Raw genomic sequence first — 19895 nt, 5'->3', positions numbered from 1 at the left:
GAGATATGGACGGTCGCCTGCTTGAAACTTCCATATTTCGATCGAATCCGGACTACCGGTTGGTGCTGGTCGATCGGCTCAGCGAGCAAGAGCGACGCCAACTTCAGGAAGCCGATTGCTCGGAAGACCTGTATGGCGCTCTCGTGCCGCAAGGTGGCAGCGCGCAAGGCTGGCGCGCAGTATCTTGTGAAACTGCTCTGCTCTTCGTGGCGCTTGTCGAAGCCGGTCCGCTACCACGCTATGTGCTGCGTCGCCTCGGTCACGACCTTGAGTCCACCATAAAGAGGCTTCTGCTGGATGGAGTCCTGCAGATATTGCTCAACGATGATTTCATCAGTGGTCCGCAGGTGGCGGGACTTTCCGGATCGCTGCCTGGTTGGTCGAGCCGCGGTTGCAACTTCGATCTTTCCGTGTCCGCGCTTCGGTATGGCCAGGAGTTGAACTGCCTTCCCGAAACCGAACTTGCGCATCGCTTGTACTCCTATGGCCGGAAGCCGGTGTCTCCCAAACTTCAACGGCGTCTCACTGGTCCTGCGGCGGTAGCCCGCTTCCTCGGAATCGCTGAGGACGGTATCCTGGTTCGCTCGCTCCATCGTCATTGGACGCATGTGCCGGTATCGCAAGGTGCTCGGGAATTCTGGTGGCAGTGGCTTTCCACATCCGAGCCGCCGCGCGGGACCGCACAGAGGGCCAGCTTCAAGCTCTATTTGAGTCCTGTTGTAAATGACATGCCTGAAGCGTTGGAGACTCTCATCGGCGCACTGGCTCATGCACATGGGGTCACGGGATTCAAGGTTGGCGTCGGACTTTGGGGGATTTCCCGGCCGGACAAGACCTTAGTCTATTTCACTCATTTAGATGATCTCTATCAATTTGCCGACCTTCTTCGGACGAGACTTGCCGGCTGCGCGCCGCACGGTGTTCCATTTAGCGCCGCGGCTTCGGAGAACGGTCTCCTCTCCTGGGGAGCCGATCCGCCGCGTGGCGCCGTCAAAGGCGAGCGAACGACAAGCTGGCGAATGTGGGTGACTTGGCGCCTTGCCGAATATCTTGTCTCAGCCAGGACCGCCGCGCTGAACACGATGGAGCCTTGGCAATATGCGCTCGAACGTCTGAGCTTGGCGGAGATCGATACCGACACATGGATTCCGTCCGACGGGATGTGGCCGGCGGCGTTGGAAAGGGCATGAACGCGACCACAACGCTTCTTCTCCCAGAGGATGTGATTGTGGCGCCGGTCGCCAACCTTCCTTCATATCTTCGACGTGGCGTTGCACATGAGCCCGACGACTTCATTGTGACGCGAGCCGCCGCCGGGGCTGAATCCTTTGTTGTCGATGAAGACACCGCAGCGCTATTAGCGCACTTCCGTTCTCCGACGACTGTGGTGGATGCCATCGCCAACTTCTGTGCAAGGAACGAATTGGATCCGATGCGCACGCTGGAAGATGCGTTCGCCGTGCTAGCGGACCTGGTTGCCGCAATGATGCTCGTCCCCGCTGAAGCGCATTTAGCGCTGCCCATTCGGCGCATTCACATCGAATGGCAGACCTATCGTTACTACGAAATCTACAGAAGACTGTTCAGCGAGGAGGACTGCCAATCGATCGTTTCCCTGCACAATGAATACAGCATGGTGGCAAGCAGAATAAATTATCAGTCGGGTGATCCCGTCAGAGACTGCCACCTGTTTTGGATCCCGAGAAGCGCAAGCACTGAATGGATTTTTTCTCGGCTATGGGCGGCAGCACAGCGCTTCAACGAGGCATATCAATTCGAGCTACTGCCAGAAATGGGGATGGCGCAGCTCACTCGTTATACACCAGGGCAGCAGTACAACTGGCATATGGATCTCGGCGCCAAGGATGCGAGCGTTCGCAAGATCTCGATGGTTCTGCAACTTAGTGCAAACAAAGACATGAAGGGCGGTGGCACCGAGATATTTTACGGTGATGCGATCGACAACCAGTTGCATGCCGACATAGGAGATGTCGTCGTGTTTCCGTCATTCGTCATGCATCGAGCAGCGATGATTACCAGCGGTGTTCGCTGGACGCTCGTTATCTGGCTGACTGGCCCGGGGCCTCTCCGGTAGCCAACGATGGCGCCCGCTTCGACCAATGCTCGCTGTCAAAGAATGGCATACAGGCGAGCTCCGGTGCGGCTAGATCCGCAACGAGCAGCGCAATGCCGAGGTCGCCATGGAAGAGACTATTCAGCCGATTCGATGTCAAGCCGGGACTCGCGGCGGCACGTTCCGCCATTACCCTGGCGCGAGCCAGCCACACCGATTCCCCAGTAGACCCATGGAGCCGCAACAACGCATAGGCTCGTCCGGCCAATCCACAGCACAAATCGCCTGGGGCATCGGACGATCCATCGTAGGAATGCCAGGCAGCCATGCGGGCAAGACGCTCAAATTGGAAGTCGGAGCCGAGCAGTTCATACGCCGTCGTCCAAAGATGGACGTACCCTGCGGCACCATTACACCAACTGGCTGAGAGTACTCCAGTAGTGGCCGTATGTTGGATCTTTCGTGGCCACAGCATGCTGCGGCCTGAAGGTTGTCCGAGCGCCGCAAGTTGCTGCAGTCGTTCGACCAGGCGCGGCGGCACGGCTGCGCCGGACGCCTCACACCATCGCATGGTGGCAAAAAGGTACCCACACCATCCATGAGCCGCGCCCAACGTCGCCTGCGACACTCGCTCCAACGGAGGGTAAGCATCCAGTTGTACCCAGATGCCATGCAGCAGTCTCTGCCCCAATGCGAGTAAAGCATCGCACTCGAAATGTTGGGGCGCTATGTCCAAAAGCATCGCACAACCAATCAACAATCCCGACCGACCAAACGCAACGTCGAGCTGATCGCATAGTGCGCAAGCGGCGGCGTAAGCTTCCAGCGCGTGCTGCTGTGCGACATCATCGCCGCGCGCATGAGCAATGAGGGCCTGCACGCAATGAATGCCGCAGGCGTGATGGAACAAGGAGCTCTGCCCGAGGACTTCCGGGACAATGCCACGTTCGGCATTCCAAAAGGTAGCGTCGCTCGAGATTGCGGACGCCGCGCGGGTCAGCCACTGGTCGGCGGCGGCGAGTAAGGTCTCGTCGTCCCTGCTACGCGCGATTCTGAGCAAGAAATAGGCGATCCCAGCGGCGCCATAAGTGATCGATCCCGTGGGCGCTTCCAACCCGTCGCGGTACAAGCGCTCTGGTACGCGGAGACGGCTTAGCACATTGTCCAGCACTAGCTGAGACTGCACGTCCGTGCTGTGGCTGACGGAATATGTCGCCCCTACGAGCTGTCTTCGCGGCGAAGCCTGCAGGAACGATTGCAGCATTTCGTCTAAGGACGAGAAACGGTCGGCCGGGTCTTTTTCCAACGCACGGTTCAGGCAGCCTTCCAGGCAGAAGAACCTGTCGGCGCGGCGATGAGAGAAAGGCTGTGGTGGCTCGTTGACCACCTGGCTTAGCATGGCATCTTGCTGCAGCGAAAATGAATGCGTGTGGGCGCCGGTAAAAAGAAAGTAAAGCAATGCTCCAATCGAGTATTGCTCCGAGGCGAGGGAGGCAAGCGGAACCTCTACCGATGCAAGATTCGCGCGGGCGATTTCAGGTGCAAGGAATAGATCGATACCACCGTGCAAGCCCATTGTGCCGGCGGCCGGCATGACCGCAAGGCCAAAATCGAGGACAGTAATCTTGTCGCTTTCGTCAACAACGATATTGCGAGGGTGAACGTCGCCATGCAATACGCCTTGTGAATGAAGTTGCGCATACGATCGAAGGACGTGCTCGGCAAGCTTCAGTAGTGTGTCGCTGCGTTCCGGTTCAGGTAATGCATGGGCCTCCGCCACAGCACGGTACAAATCTACCCCAGAATGCCATGTCGTCACGATGAACGAGCGCCCATCAAGTCGGCCGGCCGCCAGCAGGCGAGGGCTAACCTTCCCATCCAGGCATGACAGGACATTGGCTTCATTATGAATGGTGGCGGTGGTAGTCCGCCTGATGTTGGCTCCCACGATCTTGAGCGCAACAGCAGTTCCGTCAGCGGAACGTCCACGGTAGACCTCGGTGTCATCAAGAAGATGGATGGCCTCGAGAATCTCGACGTCTCCTACAAATTCACCGACGGACAATGACGATGCAATAGGCTGAGCCAGAATCGACTCGGCCGGTACTAGCACCCTTGCGGCGACCAACTCGCTCAGCATAGCGAACGCGGCGACAAGCGTGCGCATCGGATCCAGTTCGTTTGCATGACAATAGGCCAGGATTGCATCCACGACCGTCGACGGCGAACGGAAGTGCGTCAATAGCGCAGCAGTCTGTGCATCGACGATGATTGATCCCGAGCGGGTACGCGCGCGCGTCACATAGAAGTCGCCAGAATCATTGGAAACACGACGCCCCAACTCTGAGGGAAGATTAGCGACTGGAGCTAACGCTACATCTTCGGGGAGAAGGAGTCTGGTGGTCGCGTTCATTGCCTGGCCTCCGAGCTTTCCGCATGTGGTCCGCGCCCGCAGAGAGACTTGGTTCGCAGCATCCACGTATATTAGACTGCCATCAAAGGCAGCTCCGATTCTTCTGTAGAAGCAGCCATCCCGCTCGCTGCCATTCCATCACCACCCCGTCCGACGGCCGCCTGGTCAGCCGGCCGCGGCACCAGATCGCTTCGAAGTTTGCGGTAGCGGTAAGTTGCCGATTCGAAATAATTGAATTGACTTGGTACGGCGGAAGAAGCCTAGCCGGTGGCTCAGGAAGGCCGACATCGGCGGTACCGCCTGCCGTCGGCAGTCGACGCACAGGTGTTCAGCTCCGAATCCCCAATGAATAGTTTCATGGCTCGCATGGCCAGCACGAACCTTCGCGCAGGAGAGGCTGAAGCGAGAACTGTGTTTCGATCAACGAGCCTGGGTTTAGCGGCAGTTCGTCCCGCTACAGCGTATGCCCGCCCCCGCTAACCCAGGCGCTGAAGCTCAGGACTTTCTCGTCAGGCTGCACTTCATCGATCCCATGTCCACCCGGTAATTCTGCATTACTTCGGACAGGCGCTCATGTAACTGTCTGGCATCCAGATCAAGCCTGATATGTGCTGGCGCTTCCATCTCAGTCATATGCTGCCCGGGCTTTGTCTCGGGGTACATCGGAGGCGAACCTTCGGGATAAGCAACCATGGAAACGATGTTCCCGCTGCTGTCATGAATAACCGTCAATCGCATGGAAATCCCCTAAGCCGTTGTCACGGTCAGATACAAAGAAACATAGTCAATGGTCTCCTGTCCGTCGTTGGCGAACGTGGCATACGCGTTTGTTTCCACAAAGCTGATGTCCCCTGTGCCGCTAATGACGTTCTCGATCGACATGTCGCTGATCCAAGCCGCATACCTAGCTCTGCGGTTGCCACCAGGGTGAGCCGTCACATTAATCGTGGAACCCTTGAATACATCGCTGGGGCCCCAGACCACGTTATACGCGGCGCCGGGAGCCAAGCCTCCGGCAGGCGTAACGTAGTAGGGTCCGAAATGGTTGATCGTCGCCATATTTGGATTTCTCCTTCTTTCAACGTGAATGACCATCGACTCACAGCGAAGGGTAGCGCCTGCCGAGCTTCAATAGAGGTACCAACCAACGGTTGATGAGGCCCTTTCCAGACGGAACCAATTCTGGCTTGGCGGCCCGGGGGGCAGGCGCCAGGGGCATGTGGATGCAATAGACGTGAGCGGTTGGGCGCTTTGGCGTGAATTGCGTCCCAGTCGTAGAGCTCGACTTACCTCCGGGGACGGTACGCAATACCGCAAGCGCGGTAGATGCCGTCTCCTGGGCTGGCCTAAGACCTGACCTGTAGATATGCATGACGTCATCGCAGGCGCCCCCTCGCATTGCCTCATTTTGTTGCGCGGAAGGCCGACCGCGGACTGTCCGGCAATGCATGGATCGTAGAAGATCGCCTTCAATGAGCAATTGCATGAAACTTAATACTGACCTGCACTGAATTTGCAGCAGTCGTGCATGGATCCATGCACGGCAGTGCTTCCTTTCCAATTACGCTGCATTGGCACAAGCCGCCGGACTCGACCCCGAGGCGATGCTGCGCGAAGTCGGAATCGATCCGGCCCTCCTCAAGAATCCGGACGTCAAGGCATCTTCCGAGGCCGTCTGCCTGCTGCTGGAGCACTCGGCCCAGCGATCGGGCTGGGAGGATTTCGGCATACGGCTGGCCGAATCCAGGCCGTTTCTCGTGCTGGGGCCGCTGGCTTTTCTGGTGCGGGAACAGCGCAACGTGCGTGCGTCGTTGCAGGTGCTCTCCAACTACATCCATTTGCACAGCGAAGCCCTTCAGCTCTGGCTGGAAGAGGACGCACTGCAGGCGTGCTTGTGTTTTGAGTACCTGGGGCGCAGATCGCCTGCGCGCCAAGCGCTGGATCAGTCGATCACCATGGGGTATCGTTTTCTCAAACAAGCGCTGCCCGAAAGTTGGGTGCCTATTCGCGTGTGCTTCATGCATGAGGCTCCTCGGGATCTGTGGGCTATCCGGCGCGTGTTCACGACCAAGACAAGCTTCAAGGATGCGAACAACGGCATAGTCCTCAAGCGTGCGGATCTGGAACTTCCTCTGTCAACCAGTTCCCACCTCGAGCGCTATGCCCATGACTACGTGCAATCATTGAGCGCGGACATTCCGTTATCAACCACGGCCCAAGTGCGCCGCCTGATCCTGACGGCGGTGGGAACTGGCCATTGTTCCCAGAGCCTCATTGCCGCGCAGTTAGGCATCAATGTGAGAACCATCCGCCGGCACCTGGATAGCGAGGCCACTTCGTTCAATACCCTGATGCGCGAAGTCCGGCGCGAACTCGCTCAGCGCTACCTGGCTGGCCCGCCGCGCTCGCGCAACGAACTGGCAATGCTGCTGGGCTTCAGCGCTCCCCAGTCTTTCACGCGCTGGTTCCGCGACGGGTTCGGGGTGCCTGTTGCGGGCTGGATGCAGAACGATGCCGATTTTGGGTAATTGTCGAGCGGAAAGTTACAGCATTGCCGGGGCTGGTCCGGGTACATAGCCTGCACCGCTCCGCTACGCCAACAAACCCGCGCAGATGGAAGCGCGCACGCGCTGATCGCTGAACTCAAGAGCTTTTGAGAATGTCAACACCCGGGATGGAGTCCGCTGCAGCGCTTTCAGCAGCCATTTGCTCCTGGATGCGCCATATGTCCTGTTCATAGCTGCGCGCTGCGATCAGAAAGCCCAGCGCCGCCAGCAGTGAGAAAGCGGGCATGACCGCCATCGCGGTGGGCAGAGACAAGGCGTCGGACAGGAGAGCGCGCCAAAACGGGGGCTGACGTCCGGACCGCTACTGAGAGGCCAATGAGGTACCTGCAATGCGCGCATCATCGATAGCGCGATGCGATGGTCGAGCCCACGTCTGTGAAGGCGCTGCTGGTGAATGGCGTTCTGTTCGCTGGGCTGCCGCAACCGCTTAGCGCGTGCGCTGCGCTTCAAGCAGGGCGGGGTTCGGCTTCGCGGGCTGCCCGACGTGCTGAGGGCGAGGGCCGTAGTTCCGGGGTGCGGGAGGAGCTGCGGTCTGCGCGGCGAGGTGTGCCGCTCTTGCGGCCTGGCGGGCACCCTCAATAACGGTAAAATCCGGGCCCGCAATGGCCGTTCCGGCAATGAGTGCGGTGATCAGGACTAAGACGGTATGCTGGATACTGGCATTCATGGCGGCGATCCTCATGGAGCTGTCCGGGTTGGGCTTGCCCACCCCGTCCACGAATCGCGGCACGCCGGCAGGTACGAATGCACTGTACGCAATGACCGTGAGCGTATGGATAAGGTATCGCCCCAAAAAGAGGCTAGGGGATTGCCTTATTCGGTGGGCGGGCTCCGCCCTATTGGCTCTCGATCCACTGAATGGCGAAGCGCATCAGCTCCTGGCCGTTCGGGATATCCAGCTTCTCTTTGATGTTGGCCCGGTGTGCGTCGATGGTCTTGATGCTCCGATTCAGTTTCTCGGCGATTTCCCGGGTGCTGAAGCCGAGTCCGATCAGGTGCAGGACTTCGAATTCCCGCTCCGACAGCCGCGAAATCAGACCCGTCGGCATCTTCCTGGAAGCCGTCAGAGTCCGCGCCAGCTTTTCATGCATTGGGGCACTCAGGTAGATATTGCCTGCCAGCACCTCGCGGATAGCACTCACAACATGCTCTGTGGCCTCGCCAGGGCCACCAGCTGCATCGTGCCGCTTACGCCGCCTACAGACTGCTGGGGAAGGACGTGCTTCTCGCCAAGATAGCCCTGCACGCGAGCCCGCTGATAGCTGGCTCGCGTGGTGAGGCCTCGCGTCCCCTGGATCTTGTTCTGCTTCTCAAGCTTGGCCGCAAGATTGACCGTGTCGCCAATCACCGTGTACTCAAGACGGCTGTCATGCCCGAGTATGCCGAACAGCACCGGCCCGCTTGCCATCCCGGCGCCAACGTCAGGTGCAGGCTGACCGCTGGACTGCCTCCGAATCCGCCATTGGTCAACCGCTTCCAGGATGGTATCGATGGCACGCAAGGCATTTGCTGCATGGCAATCGTCGGCAGTGACGGCGCCAAAGCTGGCAAGGATGCCGTCGCCCATGAATTTGTCTATGCTGCCGCCATGCGCTTTGACAATCGGCACAACCAGGCTTTGGTATTCGCCCAGTAATTGGATCAGTGCGGAGGGCTGCAGCATGGCAGACGCCTGAGTGAAGCCGCGCATGTCGAGGAACACGACCGACGCTTCGCGCAGCTCGGCGTGGCCGACCATGACGCTTGCTTCGGAGTCGGTGATGCGATGGGCCACGGAATCGTCAAAGAATAGCGACAGGTCCGCGACCGCCAGTTGGCCCTTGACGGCCTTGACCACAAAGCCGCGCGCCCTGGCCAGGGCCAATGCCAGCGTGGCGCTGACGATCAGGATGGAAAGCAGCTTGTCGAACTCCGCTCCGTAGTGGATCTGGGTCGAGCGCAATGCGGTGACATAGTCCCAGGTGACAGGGTTGCCGCTCGCGTGTGTCAGCGCGTAGTGCAGCAACAGCAGCCAGCCCAAGGTCGCTGTTAGGCCCGACAGCGCCACCCAGAGCGGCTCGAAGCGCAAGGCACGCAAGGCGATTAAGGCGAAGATATAGGCGAATTCGGTGGTTTTCAGGTACATCTGGGCTGGCTGCTCGTACTGCAGGTGGTAGGCCCAGATGACGAAGATCAGGACTGCCATTTCGGCCACCACGCTCAGTCCCACCATCCAGTTGGCCAGTTGCCGGGTCATGGCAAGGTAGAGCCGGACCAACGCCAGCACCGCGAACAGCGAGACGCCGAGCGGTACCGCGCGTACGGGCGCGTCGGGTGAAATGCCCGGGGGCGTTCCGAGATAAAGGACCGCGAACAGGAGCAGCACCAGCAGTTGCAGTGAGGTCACCAGCAACTCGCTCAGATACTGTTCACGCTCCAGCTCCCGCCGTACTCGTGGCGGCAACTGCATGCCCTGGCCCAACGCAGCGAGCTTCGCTGCTAGCCCCGCAGCAATTTTCCGTGCCATGCTTGCCGCAATACGTTCCGACTTCTGCCGGTGCGGTGCCGTCAGTGTCTGTTCTTCCTGTTTCATCGCGCTGTCCCGCAGCCACCGTTCAGGGTGCGGCAGACCTGAGGCTGCCACCCGCGATCCGGGCGCAGGTGCCGGCGGGCAGCATCAGCCATTCATCGCCGGCGGCGTCGTGGCGGGCGCGGCCCGCGCAAGCGTGCAACGCGGTGCCGCAGTCGTTCCTGCCTGCCCTGGCTACGCCGAAGCACCGTTCACGGTCCAGGGCAAAGTGTGCCGGGGAACTGGCCAGCAGATGCGTGTTCTGCTTGATCGCAAGCCCGACGGCAGCGAGCGCGGTCGCGATCACCAGCGCGTTCCCGATACGGTGGCTCATGCTTACTCCTTCAGATTGTCAGCAGTGCAACACGACTGGTCGTGCTAGTCTTGCCTAGGATTGCGGGGCGCCCGGGGTCGCAGCGGCTGGCCAAGCCGACGCTGAAGCCATTGCGCGAGCGCGATGGTGACGCACATCGTGCCGAATGCGACCCATGCATACGGCCACAGCAGGGGCATGCCGACCAGCAGCAGTCCATCGTTGCCGCCCGGAATCAGCATGCCACCCCAGCCCATGAAGGCACCGCCTGCGAAGCACCGGAGACACTGCGCACTGGAAGTCGCGGGACCTTCGCGGCGGCCAGCGCTCATCCCGCCGAGGATGGCACCAGCGAGCAGCCCCAGCGACAGCAATGCCCGTGCCGGCAGCATGGCAGCGCTGCCACGTGCCAGTTCGGCCAGCACCTCGGTGTATGACCACGCGCCTGCCAGCAACAGGAGCAGCAAGAAGGTGACACCGATCACCGTGGTGGCATGGTGCGGTGACCAGATCCGGGCGCCAACGCGTGCATGCCACGTTTGCTCCAAGGGTGCAGGAGCGCCATGGCGTCGCGCCCGCTGCCACAGACGGAGCAGGCGCCATCCGACGAACAGAAGGAAAAGCACTGTCAGCAGCGGCGCAGCACCCCATACCGGCGAGGTGGCTGCGAGCGCCGGGCGCTCGGCTTGCGGCCACAGCGCAAGCAGCCCCACGCAGCCTGCGTAATATCCGAGGGGTGTGGCAGCATACGCCCATTGCCCGCTGCCCAGCCGGGCGATGGCGCCGAATACGCATGCGCCATTGATGAAGGCGCCCAGCCCGAGCAGGGCACCTCCCAGGACGGTCAGGCCATCGACCGGATAGCCGGACGGCATGGCCGGAAGCAGATGCAACCGCTGCGCGATCAGCAGTCCGCCACACACGTACAGCGACGCTCCTGCCATGGCACGGAGGCGCGAGCAACTGCGCGATGACGTGATCTCGCTGACCGCGGCGACCGCACAGGTTGCGCCGCGCTGGATGGCGAATCCCATCACGGCGGCGCAAAGCAGGGCGCCCGCAAAGGACAGACTCAGCAGCATGAGTTTCATGGGCGCATCATCCTCGGGCATGCGCAGGTAGCCGTCCCCGCACCTGTTCACATAGTATGCGGGTCCATCTTCATTTCGACCGGGAAGAGATCGGACGACAGCAAGACTGCGGGGCTGCCGCCTTCATTCTTCCACCAGTGGGAAGTCCCGTTCCTCTCCGCGGTCACGTCGCCGGCGCGGTGTACGATCGGAACCGCGCAGTTGCTCGCATACTCCACGATCTCGCCGGAGACGATATAGATGATTGCCGGGCGGTTGTTGTGGCTGTGCCATGGCACGATGCCACCGGGCTGCACGTCGAGCTGGCGCAGCCGCAGCAGGCGTCCCGCTACGGCTGCCGGCTCCTTCGAAAGGTCGGTCGAGGCGCGCACTGTATCGGTGACGCCCTTGGGTTCTGTCGCGCCAGGCCGCTGCCCCTGGCCATCCGCGACGCGCTTGTCGGCGGGGCACTGGCCGGCGTAGGCCATCACTGAGACGAGGGACAGGGTGACGGTGACGATCGCGCCGCGCATCACGCGATGCCAGACGGGTACGGCTTGCTTGGTGGTAGTCATGGTCCTAAACTCCGTGGGTTGAGGAATCCGCGCCGACCGCTTCGGTGGCGCTACGTGGTGGATCAAAGAAATTCCTGGTGCAAGTCGACGCTGCACCGTTCACCGATTGCGCTGTAGTTCTGCTGCAACCAGCGCCCGGCCTCGTCCCGGCCCTGATCGCGCAGATAGCAAAGGAAGTCCCAGTCGGCATTGAGCTTGCTGGAGACGCCGAGCGCCATCATGGTCTGGTCCGAGCGGATCGAGTGGATCAGCATCTCCTTCATTTCCCCGCGGTTGACCTTGCCATCCTGGATGAGCCTGGTGACGAAGCTGATGGCGCGCAGTTCGCGGATCAACGAGGAGTTGAAGCTGACCTCGTTGATGCGATTGAGGATCTCCGCGGCAGTCTTCGGCACACCCTTGCGCACGATGGGATTGATATGGACGATCACCACATCCCGCGCGCCACAGTTGTAGATCAACGGGAAAATGGCGGGGTTGCCGACATAGCCGCCGTCCCAGTAGTGTTCGCCGCCAATTTCCACCGCCTGGAACAGGAACGGCAGGCAGGCAGAAGCCAGCACAGCCTTCAGGCTGATGTCGTCGCGCGAGAACACGCGTACCTTGCCGGTCTCGACATTGGTCGCACACAGGTAAAGGTGGATCGGGCAGTGCTGGTTAAGCGCGTCAAAGTCGACATGGCGGGCCAGCACGTCGCGCAGCGGGTTGAAGTTGAGTGGGTTGAACTGGTAGGGCGACAGCACACGCAGCATCATGTCCGTCAGCAGGTACATCGGCGAGTAATCGAGCCCGTAGCCGTTGTGCAGCAAGGTCTCCCATGGCAGCTTGCGGAACGGGTTGCTGGCGCGCGCGGCGTTGGCAACGTCGCGCCAGAAGTCGTGCAGGGCGGTGCGGGCGCGTGGCGGCCCGCCCTGGAGCAGGCCGTACGCGAGCACCGCGGCATTCATCGCGCCGGCGCTGGTGGCGCTGACGCCCTCGATTGCAAGCCGGCCGTCTTCGAGCAGGCGGTCCAGCACGCCCCAGGCAAAGGCACCATGGGCACCCCCGCCTTGCAACGCCAGCGTGATCGGCTTCACGGCTTGGCCGGTTTCTCCGGCATCTCGCATTCCAGGATTGGTCGACATGGCTCGCCCTCAGTGCTGGGTCCAGCCACCATCCATTGCGAGCGCAGTGGCGGTCATCGAGGCTGAATTGTCCGAGGCCAAGAACAGGGCCAGGGCAGCAAGTTCGTCAATCCGCACGAACTCCTTGCGCGCCTGGTGCACCAGCAAGACATCGCGCACGACGTCGGCGGGCGAGATCCGGTGCGCGCGCGCCTGGTCGGCGATCTGCTGTTCCACCAACGGCGTCTTGACATAGCCGGGGCAGATCGTATTGCTGGTAATGCCAAACTCGGCCGTCTCCAGCGCCACAGCCTTGGACAGGCCGATCAGCCCGTGCTTGGCGGCGACATAGGGCGCCTTGAACGGCGAAGCCACCAGGCCATGGGCGGAGGCGATATTGATGATGCGGCCCCAGCGCCTGGCCTTCATGCCGGGCAGGACGGCCTTGATCAAGTGGAACGCCGAGGACAGGTTGATGGCAACGATGGCGTCCCACTTGTCGTCCGGCATCTCTTCGGTCGGGGCAACATGCTGGATGCCCGCGTTATTCACGATGACGTCAACCTTGCCGAACTCGGATGCAGCAAATTCGGCCATTTCGCGAACCTGGCAAGGTTGGCTCATGTCCGCCGGCGAATAGCGCACGCGCACGCCATACTCGCCCTCCAGCCCTGCACGCGTGGCTTCAATTTGCTCGGCATCGCCGAAGCCGTTCAGCAGTACATCGGCGCCATGGGCGGCAAAGGCGCGCGCAATGCCAAGCCCGATACCGCTGCTGGAGCCGGTAACGATGGCTGATTTTCCTTCAAGCATGTTGATCTCCTGTTAGCGTGGGGGCGGCGGGGGTGGCGTAGGGCGCCCGCGGTATCCCGGAAAGGTCATGCGTTGCAATGCGGGTTGCCGATGGACCCGGCGCTTGTGGGCGGTGGGGTGGCAGCCCATCGGGTGGCGATTCGTCTGCCTCGCTGGTGCGTGTAAAGCGCAGGTGGGTGATGTCAGTCGGGAAGAACATGGACAACGTCCATTCCGCCCAGAGGCGCAGCTTGCGCCCGAGCGTCGGCATGCGCATCAGGTACAGCGCACGCCAGGCCAGCCAGGCCGGCAAGCCCGAGAAGCTGAAGCCATACACCTGGGCAACGCCCTTCATATGCCCGATGCTGGCCATTGCGCCCTTGCTCTGGTACGAAAACGGTTTGCTTTCACGCTGTTCCAGGTGGCCGGCGAGGTTATGGGCAAGCTGGCGCGCCTGAGCCACGGCGAACTGCGCGGTTGGCAGCGAATCCTCGTCGGTGGCGGCGTTGGCGACCCGTGCGCAATCGCCGATGGCCCACAGTCCGGGCATGCCGCGCACCGACATATCCGGGTTGGTCTCGATGCGTCCGCGCCGGGTGGCTAATGCGAGATTGCGCTCCAGGGTGGCGACCAGCGGATTCGGCTTGGTGCCGACGGTGCAGACCACCGTTGCACCTTCGATCATTTCGCCGTCAGCCAGCACCACCGTGTCGGCTTCGAAGCGGACGGCCCGGGTACCGAGCCTGAGCCGGATGCCGCGCGCGGCCATATGGCGTGCCGCGGCCATGCCAAGCGAGGCGGGCAACTCGGGAAGCAGTTGCCCGGTGTCATGGAGCAGCGTCACCGCCAGCTCTTCGCGCTGCACGCGCGGGTAGAAGCGCCGGATGCTGCAAAGATAATCGGCGAGTTCCCCGGCAACCTCCACGCCCGAAAAGCCCCCGCCCACCACGATGAAATGGCCCAGCCGGCGGCGCAGGACCGGGTCCGACTCCAGTTCCATGCGGGCCAGTTGGCGCAACACGCGGTTGCGGATAAACAGGGCGTCACCCACAAGCTTCAGGGGCAGGGCGTGCTCGGCCATGCCGGGCACCAGGTCGAGATTCGCACGGGTGCCGAAGGCAAACACCAGATGGTCGAAGGGAATCTCGCGCAGGCCCGCCAGGGTCGTGCAGGACAGCTTGCCCTGGGCGTAGTTGACGTCCTGCACGGTGCCCATGATGAACTGGGTCCGCCTGAGCATCTGGCGGATCGGCACAATCACGTGTTCAGGGAAGACCGAGGCACCCACCACCTCGGCGAGCATCGGGTTGAAGGTGGTGTAGCTTTCGTTGCTGACGAGCATCAGCCGGTGAGTCGTCGGCAGCAGCTTCTCCAGCGCCTGGGCCAGCGTGGTGCCGGCGAATCCACCACCGATGATGACGATGTTGTTCTCTGCAAGCATGACGGTTCCTTTTGCCCCTGGCATGGCGCCCTGGGCTTTCGAGCTAGTGGCTGCCCTTGCCGCGCAGCAGGAAGCGGTCGATCAGGTGGTCCAGCGACAGCCGGCCGGGGCCGTGCAGCATCGTGACCAGCAGCAGGAGCCCCCAGTACTGGTGGTCCTTCAGGCCGACTTCGCCCAATCCCGGATACGAGATCACCGCGACGATGTTGAAGACGAACAAGGCCAGCGCGGCGGCCCGCGTACCGAGCCCGAGCATGAGCAGCACCGGCAGGCACAGCTCCGCTGCGGTACCAAGATAGGCGGCCAGGGTCGGGTTCAAAAGCGGCACGGCGTATTCGCTTTCGAAGAGCACAAGCGTGCTGGACCAGCTGGCGAGCTTGGTCAGCCCGGACTGGAAGAACACCAGGCCGATCAGTACGCGAATGCCGAGATCGAGCACAGGAGCCAGCATTTCCAGCAGGCGGATCGCCGCCTGCCCAGCGGCGATGATGTGCGAAGGCTTTGCGCCGGCCACATCCAGCGGCGCGGACGACAGAGGGGTGGTGCATTTCATTTGGGCTACCTCGCGAAGCGGTCAAGGACTTGGGGCGCGCTGGTCAGCCGTGACGCGGTTCGTGGCACGGCATTCCGCTGCAGGCTCGGGTCCCGCTCAGGCCGGGTGGGCCGCCTTGGCGGCCGGGCTGAGTTCGCCGCTCTTGCCACCTGGCTTGGCGAACTCGGACATCTGCAGCCGGCCGCCCGCGATTTTTTCGCAAGTGCCCTTGGGCACCAGGATCCAGGCCTCCGCGTCACGATCGACCTTCGCTGTGGCGGCGCAGGAGCTCTTGCTGGTGCCGCAGTCGTTCTTGCCGGCCTTGGCAATGCCCGCGCATTTTTCGTTGTTGCCTGCCGCTGCCATGGCCTGCGAGGTGGCGCCGGCAATGCCAAGCGCCAGCATGCCTGCAACGGCGCCGCGGATGATTTGATCGCTGTTCATGATGCACACTCCGTCTTCGGTTGGGTTCAGGACAGGAGGGGAGGGATACCTGTCTCTGGATGGCAGTATGGAAAGGCGAGCTCACGCTTGTTTCGCTCAAATTTCAAATTTCCATCACGAGTGCGCAGGTGTCGACGGGCCGGGGCATCAGCGAAACCGGCGAATGGATTGCCATCCATGAAATGCGTTCTAGAATGGTTCAGTGGCTCCCCGGCCGCAAATCGGGCATGCAAGGACGGTCTTGCCGACATCCCACATGTTTCAAGATGAGGTAAAGCCATGTCGCGCCAGGACAAGCCGTTCAGCGTCCTTGAGCTGACCGCGCGGGTCAAGGCGACCTTCCGGCTGGCGACACCCTGGCCAACCCGCCATCCGATGGCCCCAGGACGGTGCAGGTCAAGGCCTTGCACATCGATATCGACAAGTGAGAAGTAACCGTGCGCGGCGCGCCTATCTTCCTCACTGCCAAGGAATTCCAGCTGCTTCTCTACTTTGCCAGCAACGACCTGCGTACGCCGCTCGCATCGATGCAGGGTTACCTGGAAATGCTGCTGTTGAAAGCCGAAGAGATGACGCCCGAGGACCGCAATCGCTACCTGCAGGTGGCGACCAGGCATTGCGAACGGCTCAGCAAGCTGGTGCAGGACCTGTTTGACCTGACCAAGCTCGAAGCGCGGGAGGTCCAGCCGCGGCTGGAGAGCTTCCCGTTGTCGGAACTGGCGCAGGACGTGGTCCAGAAGTTCGCCCTGGCGGCGAACAAGCGCGGGCTGGCCCTGCTGGCCATGTCAGGTCCCGGTTGTCCGCCGGTGAGCGCCGATATCGGCATGATCGAGCGGGTGCTGGAGAACCTGATCGAGAACGCCATGCGCTATACGCCTGCCGGCGGAGAAATCAGCGTCGACGTCCAGGCCGCCGGGGAGCGCGTCGAACTGACCGTGCGCGATACCGGCCAGGGCATAGACACGAGCCAGGTGCAGGGTGTGTTCGACCGTTACTACCGAGTGGAGCGTACGGAGTGCCGCCGCCGAGATCGAGCGCAAAGCCGTCCTTGAACACCTGACCCGGGCGCAGGCAGCGCCCGGTGCCGGGTAGCGCAGCGACGGGCGGCGCGGGAACGCCGCTTGTGGGCCACGCCATGTGTCGCCGCCTGACGCGTCATGGTCCGATGCGCGGCGCCAGCAGATCAGACATCCCCCCGATGCAGCGTTTCCATCCGCACGCGATCGAGCATGGCGATGCCCACATAAGGAATCACGAATCTGTTCTTGCCACCGTCCCGCTCTTACGTCGCATGACAGCGTAACCGGTTTGCTGCTTGACCAGTTGCTCGATGGGGTGTCGGCTTTAACCATCAGAGCGTGACGCGGCTAGCTTCATCGCTTCTGCATGGATAGCCGATAGCGGGGGAAAAATAGGCGCTCAATGGTGCGCCGTGACGGAAATTTGATCTTTAACGGATAAAGGCGTGAGTTCTGTTGCGCACACTACATACCAAGGACAGACAATCAGTCTGTCCGAGTCTAAACCCGTCGTGGACCGTCATGAAAATGTCGAAGTGCGCTTGCGCCGGCCCGGCTCAACCCCTCTTAATGCCTAGGAAACAGGATCTGGACCAACATGAAACCCATCACGATCTCTTCCCTCGCCGCTGCCCTGCTCTTCTCGACGCTCGCTGTCGCGGCACATGCCGCCGACGCCAGCGGTGCGGCCCTTCCCCTGACGCGCGCCGAAGTGCGTGCCGACCTTGAAGCCTGGACACGCGCAGGCCTGGCCGAGTACTGGCACGGCGATAGCGGCCCCGATGTCAACAGCGCGGAATATCAACGGCGATTTGCCGTCTATGAAAGCCTGCGGGCGGCCCAGAGAGAGGCCGCCGCACGCTGATCCGGCAAGAATGACGAGTGCCCACGGCAACTGCGCCACCCGGGGCGATGCCGTTCAGATAACCACTGCGTTCCCGCGAAGGCAAAAACCCAGTGACTTTAAAAAGACGCTGGATTCCCGCCTGCGCGGGAATGTCATCCCGAATCGTCTACTCAACTGCTTAAGCTGCAGTGCGCAAATCATATTGAACGGAACCGTAACCGCATCGGGTTTCGTCGAATCGGCCGTCAACCAGGTGATCAGCAAGCGATTCGTCAAACGGCAACAGATGGCCTGGCAACTGCAGCGCACTGCTACAGATCCATACGGCCGTGCTCAATGACCAGCCCCGATCATTCTGAACGGTGGTATCCCTCCATCGCCGATGAAAACGACCACCGCTTTGCCGCTTAATCAGCCCCGGTTTGGCGCGGTCTCAAGCCGAGGCGGTGGCGATCGCCGATCGGCTCGTGGTCGCCGAGCAGGCGCAGCGCCGAACCGCCTGCGACTTGGACGCCGATCTTAGCTTCGGCAACAAGGCCTGAATGGGCCCGGGGCGTCGGTCGCGACGACGCCATGAACGACCGGCGGGTCGGCGACATTGGGGCAGCGTATCGCAACGGCCCTACATTTTTATTAATCAACGGCTTAGTCGAATAGGCCACCGGAAAGGTCATGCTCTAGGGAGGAGCGATCATTGAAGCCGGCTGCAAGCAGCGCATGGGCTGGCCGGCTGTTCCACCAAACTGAGAGCAGGGAGTTCAGCACGCGGAGTATGCGCATGGGGTGGATGGCGCATTGGCGGACCTGCTCGCTGCGGGCTTCGCCATACAGGCACCAGGTACAGAAATGTTCGCAGTTGTTGCTCAGCAGGCGATAGCGGTTCTCGCCCAAGCGCGAGCGTGCCCGCCTGACCACTTGGTCGCTGGTAAAACGCGGCAGCGACTCGGTTCTTACCTCGATGCCGTGGCCGGCGCCGAAGTGTTCTAGGCTCAGCTCTTCCACAGGCCCCGTGTGCAGCCCACGGCAAAGGCCCGCATAGTGCAGCACGCGGCCGTTGCCCACATATATGCCGTGGTGGCTGTAGCCGCGACGCTGCGTGACCAAGTGTGCGCCAAGCGGCGGCTCGCCTGCCGCTTCGCACTGCGCGACCGGCGCCTGCCAGCCTGCCTCGCTACCCTTCATTGCTTGCTCGCCGTCGCCTAGCGCGGCAAGTACCTGCGTGGCAGCGTCGGCGATGCACAGCGCGAGCATGGTTGCATTGGCACTGCGGCTGATCTGTTCTCTCTTCATGATTCATGCCCCGACATCAGATTTGGATGGACAGGAGGGGTAGCTGTCTCTGTGCTGCAGTATGAGAAACAGGGCTCACGCTTGCGTCGCACAAACCTCAAATTTTCTTCACGACGCCCACGGACGGCGGCAACCGCGGCGTGGGCGACTCTAGCGGTTTCGGCGCAGCGGTACTTGCGGGCGGCAAGGGCAACGCTTTCCATCCAGCCAATGCGCGGGGATCAGACGGCGAGCGTGAACCGTTCCGCTGCCGACGAGCAGCTTCCTCGCGAGAGGTGGCCTTGCCCCTTGCGTGGCTGTGTTGCAGTAAGCCTTCGGTAGAATGGCCCTAGCGACTTGAGCTCAGCAATGTCAAGCGCCCGGGCCTCCGTCACCAGTTGCGTGCGTTTGGACACGGAAAGCAATGCTGGTGCCTGCGGGAGACCGTCGGCCAGGCTTCGCAGGGTCTGGATGTGTTTGAGGAAGCTTGCGATTTCGCGTGCGGCGGGGCGCTTAGGCTCGCGCTTGAGCTGGTCCCAACCGGATTGCTCGCCCTGACCGTCAAACAACGCGTCAATCCGAGCGATCTGCGAGTCGTCGAGCGCGTCAGCAATGGCACGATAGATGGCTTCATTGCACCGGCTGCGGGCCTCGGTGGCCATTCGGTGAAGCTGGCTAATGGCGGCAGCTCGCACCGTAGCCGGATCAGCTCTTCGATCAGCACGTTGATAATGTCGGGCAATTCGACCTTGGTGTGCGACGCCTCGGTTGCGAGCGCTTCGCCATTTCAGCGTGTTGGCTTCGACCGGTCGAATGTGGAGATACCCGCGTAGCAACTTCTGATGCCGGGAGCGGCTTGCCTGGTGGGCTCTTGCCGAAGCATGCCCG

At 61.6% G+C, this 19895-nt stretch carries 21 protein-coding genes and 2 pseudogenes; 6 read left to right on the top strand and 17 right to left on the bottom strand.

Going from position 1 to position 19895, the window contains the following annotated elements:
• Nucleotides 1–5 precede the first annotated feature (5 nt).
• Both IPF36_RS14785 and IPF36_RS14780 read left to right on the top strand, forming a co-directional pair.
• On the top strand, nt 6–1190 hold the full coding sequence (locus IPF36_RS14785) for a hypothetical protein (RefSeq protein WP_133096776.1): 1185 nt from the start codon (nt 6–8) through the stop codon (nt 1188–1190).
• Complete coding sequence (locus tag IPF36_RS14780) at nt 1187–2095, top strand: 2OG-Fe(II) oxygenase (RefSeq protein ID WP_165971541.1); 909 nt, start codon at nt 1187–1189, stop codon at nt 2093–2095. The genes IPF36_RS14785 and IPF36_RS14780 overlap by 4 nt, the downstream gene beginning before the upstream one ends.
• Here the strand turns inward: IPF36_RS14780 and IPF36_RS14775 are convergent.
• From IPF36_RS14775 to IPF36_RS14765, 3 genes are all read right to left on the bottom strand, one after another.
• Nucleotides 2061–4487: a lanthionine synthetase LanC family protein gene (locus IPF36_RS14775; RefSeq protein WP_195428479.1), complete on the bottom strand. Its 2427-nt coding sequence runs from the start codon at nt 4485–4487 to the stop codon at nt 2061–2063. The genes IPF36_RS14780 and IPF36_RS14775 overlap by 35 nt on opposite strands.
• A gap of 495 nt (nt 4488–4982) precedes the next feature.
• A complete protein-coding gene (locus IPF36_RS14770) occupies nt 4983–5225 on the bottom strand; it encodes a hypothetical protein (RefSeq protein WP_133096773.1) in 243 nt (80 codons plus the stop codon).
• Nucleotides 5226–5234: 9 nt separating this feature from the next.
• Entirely contained in the window at nt 5235–5546 is a 312-nt protein-coding gene (locus IPF36_RS14765; protein WP_135706541.1) for a hypothetical protein, read from the bottom strand.
• Between the two features lie 512 nt (nt 5547–6058).
• On the opposite strand from IPF36_RS14765, the gene IPF36_RS14760 reads away from it, so the two are divergent.
• Nucleotides 6059–7015 carry an AraC family transcriptional regulator ligand-binding domain-containing protein gene (locus tag IPF36_RS14760; protein WP_195428469.1) on the top strand — a complete coding sequence of 319 codons (957 nt, stop codon included), beginning with the start codon at nt 6059–6061 and terminating at the stop codon, nt 7013–7015.
• 115 nt (nt 7016–7130) lie between these two features.
• On the opposite strand, the gene IPF36_RS14755 is transcribed toward IPF36_RS14760, so the two are convergent.
• The 12 genes from IPF36_RS14755 to IPF36_RS14700 form a co-directional block, all read right to left on the bottom strand.
• The gene (locus IPF36_RS14755) at nt 7131–7280 is read right to left on the bottom strand and encodes a hypothetical protein (protein ID WP_165971540.1); all 150 of its coding nucleotides are present in this window, start codon (nt 7278–7280) and stop codon (nt 7131–7133) included.
• 201 nt (nt 7281–7481) lie between these two features.
• Nucleotides 7482–7736 (bottom strand): hypothetical protein, encoded by a 255-nt coding sequence (locus IPF36_RS14750; RefSeq protein WP_195428457.1) that lies wholly within the window; start codon nt 7734–7736, stop codon nt 7482–7484.
• Nucleotides 7737–7890: 154 nt separating this feature from the next.
• Nucleotides 7891–8196, bottom strand: coding sequence for a response regulator transcription factor (locus IPF36_RS14745; protein WP_368671149.1), 306 nt, complete (start codon nt 8194–8196; stop codon nt 7891–7893).
• Entirely contained in the window at nt 8193–9626 is a 1434-nt protein-coding gene (locus IPF36_RS14740) for an adenylate/guanylate cyclase domain-containing protein (RefSeq protein WP_195428455.1), read from the bottom strand. Before IPF36_RS14740 ends, IPF36_RS14745 begins: the two co-directional genes overlap by 4 nt.
• Nucleotides 9627–9648: 22 nt before the next feature.
• Nucleotides 9649–9936 (bottom strand): DUF2282 domain-containing protein, encoded by a 288-nt coding sequence (locus tag IPF36_RS14735; RefSeq protein WP_010812012.1) that lies wholly within the window; start codon nt 9934–9936, stop codon nt 9649–9651.
• A gap of 44 nt (nt 9937–9980) precedes the next feature.
• Nucleotides 9981–11006 carry a YeeE/YedE thiosulfate transporter family protein gene (locus tag IPF36_RS14730; protein WP_255519771.1) on the bottom strand — a complete coding sequence of 342 codons (1026 nt, stop codon included), beginning with the start codon at nt 11004–11006 and terminating at the stop codon, nt 9981–9983.
• Nucleotides 11007–11053: 47 nt separating this feature from the next.
• Nucleotides 11054–11560 (bottom strand): cupin domain-containing protein, encoded by a 507-nt coding sequence (locus IPF36_RS14725; RefSeq protein ID WP_135706546.1) that lies wholly within the window; start codon nt 11558–11560, stop codon nt 11054–11056.
• A gap of 62 nt (nt 11561–11622) precedes the next feature.
• The gene (locus tag IPF36_RS14720; protein WP_133096767.1) at nt 11623–12684 is read right to left on the bottom strand and encodes a patatin-like phospholipase family protein; all 1062 of its coding nucleotides are present in this window, start codon (nt 12682–12684) and stop codon (nt 11623–11625) included.
• 9 nt (nt 12685–12693) lie between these two features.
• Nucleotides 12694–13476, bottom strand: coding sequence for a 3-hydroxybutyrate dehydrogenase (locus IPF36_RS14715; protein ID WP_133096766.1), 783 nt, complete (start codon nt 13474–13476; stop codon nt 12694–12696).
• Nucleotides 13469–14896 (bottom strand): NAD(P)/FAD-dependent oxidoreductase, encoded by a 1428-nt coding sequence (locus tag IPF36_RS14710; RefSeq protein ID WP_195428453.1) that lies wholly within the window; start codon nt 14894–14896, stop codon nt 13469–13471. The genes IPF36_RS14715 and IPF36_RS14710 overlap by 8 nt, the downstream gene beginning before the upstream one ends.
• Nucleotides 14897–14939: 43 nt before the next feature.
• Nucleotides 14940–15449, bottom strand: coding sequence for a DoxX family protein (locus IPF36_RS14705; RefSeq protein ID WP_218959589.1), 510 nt, complete (start codon nt 15447–15449; stop codon nt 14940–14942).
• Nucleotides 15450–15545: 96 nt separating this feature from the next.
• Nucleotides 15546–15872, bottom strand: a complete 327-nt coding sequence (locus IPF36_RS14700; RefSeq protein ID WP_133096764.1) for a DUF2282 domain-containing protein — start codon at nt 15870–15872, stop codon at nt 15546–15548.
• 437 nt (nt 15873–16309) lie between these two features.
• Between IPF36_RS14700 and IPF36_RS14695 the strand changes: the two genes are divergently transcribed.
• From IPF36_RS14695 to IPF36_RS34655, 3 genes and pseudogenes are all read left to right on the top strand, one after another.
• Nucleotides 16310–16924, top strand: coding sequence for a sensor histidine kinase (locus IPF36_RS14695; protein WP_368671148.1), 615 nt, complete (start codon nt 16310–16312; stop codon nt 16922–16924).
• A 565-nt stretch (nt 16925–17489) separates the two neighbouring features.
• Nucleotides 17490–17756, top strand: a complete 267-nt coding sequence (locus IPF36_RS14690) for a DUF4148 domain-containing protein (protein WP_133096763.1) — start codon at nt 17490–17492, stop codon at nt 17754–17756.
• Nucleotides 17757–17958: 202 nt separating this feature from the next.
• Nucleotides 17959–18149: pseudogene (locus IPF36_RS34655) on the top strand (ISKra4 family transposase); the annotation flags it as partial.
• 234 nt (nt 18150–18383) lie between these two features.
• On the opposite strand, the gene IPF36_RS14680 reads toward IPF36_RS34655, so the two are convergent.
• Both IPF36_RS14680 and IPF36_RS35070 read right to left on the bottom strand, forming a co-directional pair.
• On the bottom strand, nt 18384–18920 hold the full coding sequence (locus tag IPF36_RS14680; protein ID WP_133096793.1) for a lecithin retinol acyltransferase family protein: 537 nt from the start codon (nt 18918–18920) through the stop codon (nt 18384–18386).
• Between the two features lie 437 nt (nt 18921–19357).
• Nucleotides 19358–19888, bottom strand: a pseudogene (locus IPF36_RS35070) (DUF4158 domain-containing protein); the annotation flags it as partial.
• Nucleotides 19889–19895 lie beyond the last annotated feature (7 nt).

The sequence above is a fragment of the Cupriavidus sp. IK-TO18 genome, assembly GCF_015549295.1.
In the GTDB taxonomy this organism is placed as follows: domain Bacteria; phylum Pseudomonadota; class Gammaproteobacteria; order Burkholderiales; family Burkholderiaceae; genus Cupriavidus; species Cupriavidus oxalaticus_A.
This window is presented reverse-complemented; position numbering and strand designations above follow the sequence as displayed.

Coding starts and splice junctions, on each gene's coding strand:
- IPF36_RS14690 (WP_133096763.1), top strand. CDS start 17,490: ATGAAACCCATCACGATCTCTTCCCTCGCCGCTGCCCTGCTCTTCTCG.
- IPF36_RS14780 (WP_165971541.1), top strand. CDS start 1,187: ATGAACGCGACCACAACGCTTCTTCTCCCAGAGGATGTGATTGTGGCG.
- IPF36_RS14775 (WP_195428479.1), bottom strand. CDS start 4,487: ATGAACGCGACCACCAGACTCCTTCTCCCCGAAGATGTAGCGTTAGCT.
- IPF36_RS14755 (WP_165971540.1), bottom strand. CDS start 7,280: ATGCCCGCTTTCTCACTGCTGGCGGCGCTGGGCTTTCTGATCGCAGCG.
- IPF36_RS14765 (WP_135706541.1), bottom strand. CDS start 5,546: ATGGCGACGATCAACCATTTCGGACCCTACTACGTTACGCCTGCCGGA.
- IPF36_RS14730 (WP_255519771.1), bottom strand. CDS start 11,006: ATGAAACTCATGCTGCTGAGTCTGTCCTTTGCGGGCGCCCTGCTTTGC.
- IPF36_RS14680 (WP_133096793.1), bottom strand. CDS start 18,920: ATGAAGGGTAGCGAGGCAGGCTGGCAGGCGCCGGTCGCGCAGTGCGAA.
- IPF36_RS14705 (WP_218959589.1), bottom strand. CDS start 15,449: ATGAAATGCACCACCCCTCTGTCGTCCGCGCCGCTGGATGTGGCCGGC.
- IPF36_RS14750 (WP_195428457.1), bottom strand. CDS start 7,736: ATGAGGATCGCCGCCATGAATGCCAGTATCCAGCATACCGTCTTAGTC.
- IPF36_RS14720 (WP_133096767.1), bottom strand. CDS start 12,684: ATGTCGACCAATCCTGGAATGCGAGATGCCGGAGAAACCGGCCAAGCC.
- IPF36_RS14725 (WP_135706546.1), bottom strand. CDS start 11,560: ATGACTACCACCAAGCAAGCCGTACCCGTCTGGCATCGCGTGATGCGC.
- IPF36_RS14785 (WP_133096776.1), top strand. CDS start 6: ATGGACGGTCGCCTGCTTGAAACTTCCATATTTCGATCGAATCCGGAC.
- IPF36_RS14700 (WP_133096764.1), bottom strand. CDS start 15,872: ATGAACAGCGATCAAATCATCCGCGGCGCCGTTGCAGGCATGCTGGCG.
- IPF36_RS14770 (WP_133096773.1), bottom strand. CDS start 5,225: ATGCGATTGACGGTTATTCATGACAGCAGCGGGAACATCGTTTCCATG.
- IPF36_RS14740 (WP_195428455.1), bottom strand. CDS start 9,626: ATGAAACAGGAAGAACAGACACTGACGGCACCGCACCGGCAGAAGTCG.
- IPF36_RS14715 (WP_133096766.1), bottom strand. CDS start 13,476: ATGCTTGAAGGAAAATCAGCCATCGTTACCGGCTCCAGCAGCGGTATC.
- IPF36_RS14710 (WP_195428453.1), bottom strand. CDS start 14,896: ATGCTTGCAGAGAACAACATCGTCATCATCGGTGGTGGATTCGCCGGC.
- IPF36_RS14735 (WP_010812012.1), bottom strand. CDS start 9,936: ATGAGCCACCGTATCGGGAACGCGCTGGTGATCGCGACCGCGCTCGCT.